The sequence below is a fragment of the Pedobacter sp. ASV12 genome, assembly GCF_016429155.1.
Taxonomy (GTDB): domain Bacteria; phylum Bacteroidota; class Bacteroidia; order Sphingobacteriales; family Sphingobacteriaceae; genus Pedobacter.
Genome location: NZ_JAELUC010000121.1, coordinates 1 through 7381, shown reverse-complemented (window position 1 = coordinate 7381; position 7381 = coordinate 1). Strand labels below are relative to the sequence as shown.

Annotated in this window: 7 protein-coding genes; 5 read left to right on the top strand and 2 right to left on the bottom strand. The window is 43.6% G+C overall.

All coding sequences use genetic code 11. From position 1 onward, the window contains the following. Both JHD69_RS18335 and JHD69_RS18330 read right to left on the bottom strand, forming a co-directional pair. Positions 1 to 186: hypothetical protein (locus tag JHD69_RS18335; protein ID WP_199141797.1), on the bottom strand; the 186-nt coding region annotated here is incomplete at its 3' end. Next, entirely contained in the window at positions 152 to 934 is a 783-nt protein-coding gene (locus JHD69_RS18330) for a hypothetical protein (protein ID WP_199141796.1), read from the bottom strand. The genes JHD69_RS18330 and JHD69_RS18335, both read right to left, overlap by 35 nt. 431 nt (positions 935 to 1365) lie before the next feature. Between JHD69_RS18330 and JHD69_RS18325 the strand changes: the two genes are divergently transcribed. From JHD69_RS18325 to JHD69_RS18305, 5 genes are all read left to right on the top strand, one after another. Next, the gene (locus JHD69_RS18325; RefSeq protein WP_199141795.1) at positions 1366 to 3114 is read left to right on the top strand and encodes a DUF262 domain-containing protein; all 1749 of its coding nucleotides are present in this window, start codon (positions 1366 to 1368) and stop codon (positions 3112 to 3114) included. Between the two features lie 15 nt (positions 3115 to 3129). Continuing rightward, complete coding sequence (locus JHD69_RS18320; RefSeq protein ID WP_199141794.1) at positions 3130 to 3921, top strand: hypothetical protein; 792 nt, start codon at positions 3130 to 3132, stop codon at positions 3919 to 3921. A 73-nt stretch (positions 3922 to 3994) separates the two neighbouring features. Further along, the gene (locus JHD69_RS18315; RefSeq protein WP_199141793.1) at positions 3995 to 6391 is read left to right on the top strand and encodes a type I restriction enzyme HsdR N-terminal domain-containing protein; all 2397 of its coding nucleotides are present in this window, start codon (positions 3995 to 3997) and stop codon (positions 6389 to 6391) included. Between the two features lie 212 nt (positions 6392 to 6603). Next, the gene (locus JHD69_RS18310; protein ID WP_199141792.1) at positions 6604 to 6894 is read left to right on the top strand and encodes a helix-turn-helix domain-containing protein; all 291 of its coding nucleotides are present in this window, start codon (positions 6604 to 6606) and stop codon (positions 6892 to 6894) included. Further along, positions 6891 to 7178 (top strand): hypothetical protein, encoded by a 288-nt coding sequence (locus JHD69_RS18305; RefSeq protein ID WP_199141791.1) that lies wholly within the window; start codon positions 6891 to 6893, stop codon positions 7176 to 7178. The genes JHD69_RS18310 and JHD69_RS18305 overlap by 4 nt, the downstream gene beginning before the upstream one ends. The last annotated feature ends 203 nt before the right edge of the window (positions 7179 to 7381 follow it).

The following is a 7381-nucleotide window of genomic DNA, read 5'->3' as shown; positions in this document are numbered from 1 at the left end:
CCCCCCCCCCCCCCCCCCCCCCCCCCCCCCCCCCCCCCCCCCCCCCCCCCCCCCCCCCCCCCCCCCCCCCCCCCCCCCCCCCCCCCCCCCCCCCATTTCTCCCCCCCCCCCCCCCCCCCACATCTCCACATGTCGTGGTTCGTCGGCAGCGTCAGATGTGTATAAGAGACAGCAATTTATGCTCATGGGTCATCATGCGAATTATTTTTTTCTGTGAAGCTTCGGATTGAACGTGAAGCATACCCATTAAACTTTCTTTTAAGGCTAACTCTATGGAGTGCCTTATGAAATAAAGCATTGGCAAGTAAATATCATTAGTACTAACTTTATTTTCAATTACAGCTTTCAAAAGAAAACGGGTCATATCATCATAACTAGATCGGAATATGCCAGGCGAACTAACCTCATTGAAATGGAAAGTAAATTCATATGCTAATCTTCGATGAAATGGTTTACTAAGTTCAAGATTTAGATTGTATATATTATCAGCTGGTATTTCTAAAACATCATCATAGAAAGCCAGAAATTCCTTTCTCTGACCATACAATGGACCGACCTCTCCGTTCTTATCATGGAAATATCTAAAACAACTCCCATCTTCATCAAAGTCGATCTTATTAATAGCACTAGTTAGATGTTGAGGCAAATCATCTAAAAGAGGAAGGATATCTCCAAAATTATGCGATTTTGGGATTTCAATGTTGCGTTGCTGGAGAATCGATTTTAATTTTAACTCACAATAATGCCTAAGCGTAAAAAGATATGGATACGATTTGATATTGAGCTCGTATTGATGAGCAACTGCGGTACCATTCAGTAAACGTAAAACATTTTCATACTGGCTAACAAAAAAAGCCCAACTGTTTTCATGATTAATCGACAACTTAAACTTATCAAGGTGAGGGAGAAAATCGTCTTCGTTAAATAATATCATATCCTAATCTAATTTTCTTCAAAATTTTGCAATATAATAAAATTGTAATACTGTTTGGATTTCACTTTGTTTCTAAATCAAAAGAATCCTTTTAAGATCATACATTATAGAATGAGTAACCAAAAAATGTTTGAAGAGCTACTTTGATACACATCATTCAAAGTAGAAGTTGTTATTCAAATATTTTCGGCATTACAATTGAAAGATTGGGAGTTTCCGTTTACATAAATGCAGCAATATGTATCAAAAGAAATATTTCCGTATTTTTATTATCTTAAATAATTAAGCTCTTGAATCCGAAAAAATCAAAATACGAACAGCGAATTGTAGCCTTTATTGATATACTCGGCTTCAAGGAACTGGTCAGGCAATCAGGAAAAGATCCTTCAGCCCCACTTTAAACCAAAACCTTTTAAAAGAAAATCACTATTATGTCAAATGGATTTGCCAGACCCATCACGATAAAAAATGCGATAGACCATATCGTAGACAGGACCTATCTGTTGCCTGCTATCCAGCGCAAGTTCGTCTGGAGCAGTGACCAGATCGAGGTACTGTTCGACAGCATCATGAGGGGCTACCCGATCAATTCTTTCATGTTCTGGGAAATCAAGGAAGACAAGATCAAAAATGACTTCAAGTTCTACCAATTTCTAACAGAATATCGCCAATTCTTCAAAGAGGACAACCCCGATATCGACACGAAAGGCTATAAGCCGTTTTTTGCAGTTATTGACGGCCAACAGCGCCTGACAAGCATTTATATAGGCCTGAAAGGATCTTACGCGTACAAACTTCACAGGAAATGGCTATACGATACAGAGGAAAATATGCCGACAAGGCACTTGTACCTGAATATATCTTCGCCTTTGCCGGAAGAAAACGAGCGCCAAATGGTCTATGACTTCCAGTTTTTGACCAAAGCGGAATACGAGCGAAAATCAACACCGGAAAATGTCTGGTTCAAAATAAACGATATCCTGAGATTCGAAAAAGCGGACGATTTGGACAACTTCATTGAAGAGAAGGGATGGCTGTCGAAGCAGTTTACCAAAAGCACCATCAGGCAGCTTAGGAAAGTGATTTTCGATGATCCGCTGATCAATTACTACCTGGAAACGACACAGGAGATTGATACGGTACTGGACATATTTATCCGTACGAACAGCGGCGGCGAGCCGTTGAGCTTTTCCGACCTGTTAATGTCCATTACCACCGCCCACTGGAAGGCCGATGCAAGAAAAGAGATCCCCGACGTTGTCAGCAAGGTATTCGCCATTGGCAATCCCGGTTTCCTGGTCAATAAGGACTTTGTATTGAAGACCTGCCTGGTGCTGTTCAATGACAACATCAAATTCGAGCTAAGGAACTTTGACCAGAGCAACGTGATCCTATTTGAGCAAAACTGGGACAGGATAAAGAAAAGCATTACAGAGACCTTTACACTGCTCTCTAATCTTGGCTTCAACAACCATAGCCTTAGGGCGAAAAATGCTGCCATTCCGATCATCTACTACATTTACCACAGAGGCATAGAAAATGACATCAACAGCCCTATAAAGTTCTTGGAAGATAAGCAGCTTATCAGGAAGTGGCTCTGCCTTTCCCTCCTTAAAGGTGTGTTCGGAAACCAGTCAGATACCGTACTGGCAGGAATCCGCAAAGTAATCAAAGCAGAGCTGGCGGATACGGGCAAGTCACCTGTCTTCCCTTTGGATCGTATCAAATCAGAATTTAAAGGGAACCCATCTAAGAACCTATCTTTTGAAGATGAGTTTATAGAGGGACTGCTTACCACCCAGAAGGATGCCTCAGAGTGCTTCCCGATCCTTTCACTGATCTATTCCCATTTAAACTTTGGCAACCAGGATTACCATAAGGATCACCTGCACCCTGCCAGTTCTTTTTACAACAGCAAACGGACCAGTTACAGTAATGACGAAGATTTTCAATTCTACACCAATCCTACAAACTGGAACAGTATTCTCAACTTACAGTTGTTGAACGGCACGCTGAATCAGTCCAAGCTGACTACACCGCTCGGGGAATGGGTAACCACTAACAACATCGACCGGATCAACCAGCTGATTCCGGATGTTAGCCTGAATCTTGCCGACTTTAGGGATTTTGTGGATGCACGCAGGCAACTGCTGATTGCCCAACTGAAACGAATGGTATAATAAATAATTAAGGATTTGGACAAAGACATTAAATTAAAAGGAGCGGTGATCATTATTGGATCATTACTATGGGACACCGAAAAAAAAACCGAGCGCAAAAAATGGCAGCAACACTTGCTCCTAACCCAAAAGCAGCGTGTACGTCTGCCGATCAGGTATGGACGTTTTTCTTCATCCCGATCCCAAACCTATTCCATGGTATTTTCCAACAAGCTGAATCTACTCAATGAGATGGGCATGGGATATGTGGTTCCATTTAAAGAATACATAGCGCAAAAGGCAGACCTGCTCAATCAGGTCACGCTCCTGTCAAAGGCTGAAGGGTTTGATAAAGGGGATGGATTGATGTTCAAAAGCTGGGGGACTGTCTGCATTGCCATCAACCCCTTTACCGAACCTGATAAAGCCCGTAAACTGGTAACCATGTGGCGGGAACTGGTAACTGAAAAAAGGGCTATGCTATCAAGGACTCAGCGTTATCCAAATGCCAGCGACTTTGGGGAAGCAGATGAAGAAAAGTCTATTGATGAGGAATTAAAATTGAAGATAAATCTGGACGAGTTATTTAGGAACGAACTCAAAGAAGTAGATTTTCTGTTGGCCACCTCCAATGCAATCAAACACAGTGACAACTCCAATCGGTATCCTACACCTAAAGAGATCGCACAGGCGATGTTTCGGGCAAAGGATTACAGTTACTTTCTGATGAACCGTTTCCACTCCATCAAAACACAACAAGACCGAGTAGTATCTAAAATACTTCGGATAAAATGCAATGTCTCCTTAAAAAAGGAGCTTAGCAAATAGAACAGACCTCAAGCTGGCGACGAGCAGGCTTTAACAGCAAACGCCACCCGCTTTGTGCATAAAAAACGACAACATGAACGAACAGGAATTCCAACAACAGTATTCGGCCATAATAAGATCGATACTCCCAACCTTTCAAGAGCACGAAGTAACCAGCCAACGTTCGTTCAAAATCAAATTTGGGCACCACAATGTTTTTGTGGATGGCAAGGAACCCCGTGAGCGGGCCAAAAGCGGCATATACGACCTGTTATTATGGATCGACAATAAACCGGTGATCATGCTGGAACTAAAAAGACCGGGACTAAAGCTCACCGATGACGACCGTGACCAAGGGGTATCGTATGCCCGGCTGACCGATCCGATCACACCGGTAACCGTTATCAGCAATGGCTCAGCGTTCAGGATATACGACACTTTTTCAAAAGAACCTATCGAGCAGCAAACCCTTGAAAAGGATTTTTTGCTCAACCGTGTTGACCAGGCTGCAAAACTGGCAAGAAACGACTACAAAAATTCCATTCTTACCCTGATCGAAAACGACCAAAGGGTATTATATGACCTTTTAAATACCATTTCTGAACAAACGTTCAACGAGCTTACCGGCGTTTCAACGGATGTCTCCAAACCCATCATAGAGAACTTTTGTGTACCGAGGGAAGCTTTGGGTTCCTTACATCAGGCCGTTGTAGACAACCAGTTCGTTGTACTGACAGGAGATGCCTATTCGGGGAAAACCAACTTTCTATATCAGTACTACCAGAATCAAAGTGCAGCGAAAGAAGCCGTGCTGTACATCAACTGCATCGACTTCCACTATTCCATATTCCGCAAGTTGGCTAACCACATACACAAACTGCTGCGGTTCCCGGTAGATGAATTAAAACTGAAGGAATGGCTATTGCTCCACTTTAACGAAGAGACGGAAAAGAAGCTGACAATTATATTTGACCACGTACGTAACGACATCGACCCAGTAATGATGGCAGATATTTCCGAGTTGCTGGATCTGTTCCGGATGGACGGGAACCGGATCATTATCAGTACCGACCAATCTAATTACCGGTTGCTCAAAAGAAATAGTGACCGTGTACTGAATACGATCATCGGCAACAATTTTTTTGAGGTAGAACTGGACAAGTTCTCTACAAAGGAATTTTTTGATGCCAATGAAATTTTGGCCGACAAGTACAACCTAAGCTTCGCCTGGGGCGCTGTTTATTCAGATGTCTACAGGCTTCCCCGCATTTGGCGATTGTTGGTCAACAATGCGATGAAGGATTGGAAAGAAGGACACTACGGACTGATAAAGTCTGTTCCCGGCGTTGAATTTCTTTCGATTTTTAGAAGCACATTCCAATTGGACTATGAGTCAGTAGGGAACTTTATCAAGCTCATTGACGCCTTCATAGAGGGCATCGACCAGGTTAAAGGAAGCAGGCTGAAGCTGATGGCCTGCAATCTGGGGATCATTCCCGAACCTGTAGCGTTGCAACATCTGGACCGTAAGCAAATAACCAGGCTGATCGGCGCAGGCTACCTGGAACGAAGGTCCATACCCGGTTTCCAGTGGGTTTTAGTTACGAAATTACCGGAACTGCTCGCAGGTTATGCGGTATCCAGTTTAAAGAACAAGTATCAGAATTGGCTCAAAGAGGATTTCGATGTAGCCTATGAAAGCTTTATTTCCTTCTGTGAATTTCTTCCTTATGGCGAATTGGTGGCCTGTCGCTTTATACTCGACCTGGGTAACGAAGGAGAGCTCGACCTCTTTTCTGACTTGGCTAACCGTCTATTCAATGATAAGCCCACGCTGAAAATATCAACTTCGGAAATGGATTTTGAAATCTACGTGCAAAAGGTCGGTAATGTACGGGTCAAGCTCGAGGAAGGCGGGGAGTCGAAATTTATGGGCAATGGCTTTCCTTACCTGGTACTGTCGCAGCTTTTATGTACCGGGATTGTCGGCGAAGGTGACGACCCGCACAGCCTGCGTTTGGAGCTGATCGAAAAGCTGGCTGAAGAAGCGTTCATTATCAGGAAGGCGGACAGGACTTTTTTCCACGAAGGACTGGAAACTATGGAATTGGGACGTGTTGGCGAAGTGGTGAAAACAAATATCGGGATCGTTGAACCTATCACACAGGCACTTTTGGTAAACATGCTCGAACTCCCGGGATTATTCGAGAGTTTCTACGAATATGCCGTTATGGAAAAAAAATACCGATTACTGCACAGGATGTATATCGCTGCAAAGAATGCCAAAGCTATGAATATGGCCGATGCAGTGAGCGAACCTGTCTGCGAGCGGATCATTAGCGAATATGAAGAGCGCACCCCTGAAGTAATGGCTTTCGCATTAAGAAGCGATCAGGATAGTGAAGAGGAATTGAAACATATTGAAGACAGAATTCGGGAAATAAAAAAAACAAATAGCTTTTACAAGGACACTAAAAACCTAAAACGCTGACCTTCCACATTGCCAGAAATACCTTTGCAATAACAGCAACACTAAGCAATGATGTATCCGCATAAATGGCATCAATATGGTTGACCATAAAAATCTAAAAACTATACAGCATTATGCTAATGAGGTAATCTAATAAATCCCGTACCTACCGTACTTGTAGCGGATTAAGCGTCCAACACTCTAATACTTTTGGCTTCATAAAATTTGAAGCTATGGCAACATTAGATTTAATCACTAAAGAAGACCTTCAGGAATTTAAGACCGAACTTTTTTCCATGCTCGGAAAAATTGGCATTGGAACGGTTGAGCAGAAATACAACGAATGGCTGAAAAGCGGCGAGGTCAAAAAACTACTGAAAATATCTCCCGGCACTTTGCAGAATCTGCGCATTACAGGTATACTGCGATATACCAAAGTCGGCAAGATGTTCTATTACAAATACGAGGACATCATCAAAGTATTGGAAGCCAACACATCGGACAAGAAAGGAGGTGCACAATGAAAGCCGCATTTCCGATTGATGATTTCTTGGTAAAGGCTGCACAAGACCAGCAATTGCTTCCCTCTCACCTTGCGCTTTTTATGGCGATATTCTACTACAGCCCAGATGAAAATCCGCACAATGAGTTTAGGGTTACCAGAAAAAATCTGATGAACTTTTCCAAACTGCAATCCAAGACCACCTATCATAAATGTATGCAGGACTTGGTGAGGCTGGGCTATATTTTTTACCAGCCCTCGTTCGATACCTATCAGGCCAGTAGGATTACCATCATCAAAAAATAGTCCGTTAAACAACCCATAATTCCATCCACAAACCCAAGTTTAGAACCATTTCCGAACGCCCTTCGTTCTGTCTCTTATACACATCTGACGCTGCCGACGAACCACGACAAAAAAAGTTTTGGGAGGGGGGGGGGGGGGGGGGGGGGGGGGGGGGGGGGGGGGGGGGGGGGGGGGGGGGGTGTGGGGGGGGGGGGGGGGGGGGG

Bases quoted from the DNA above. Each gene is read 5' to 3' on its own strand.
- JHD69_RS18330 (WP_199141796.1), bottom strand. From the start codon at position 934: ATGATATTATTTAACGAAGACGATTTTCTCCCTCACCTTGATAAGTTT.
- JHD69_RS18325 (WP_199141795.1), top strand. From the start codon at position 1,366: ATGTCAAATGGATTTGCCAGACCCATCACGATAAAAAATGCGATAGAC.
- JHD69_RS18315 (WP_199141793.1), top strand. From the start codon at position 3,995: ATGAACGAACAGGAATTCCAACAACAGTATTCGGCCATAATAAGATCG.
- JHD69_RS18310 (WP_199141792.1), top strand. From the start codon at position 6,604: ATGGCAACATTAGATTTAATCACTAAAGAAGACCTTCAGGAATTTAAG.
- JHD69_RS18305 (WP_199141791.1), top strand. From the start codon at position 6,891: ATGAAAGCCGCATTTCCGATTGATGATTTCTTGGTAAAGGCTGCACAA.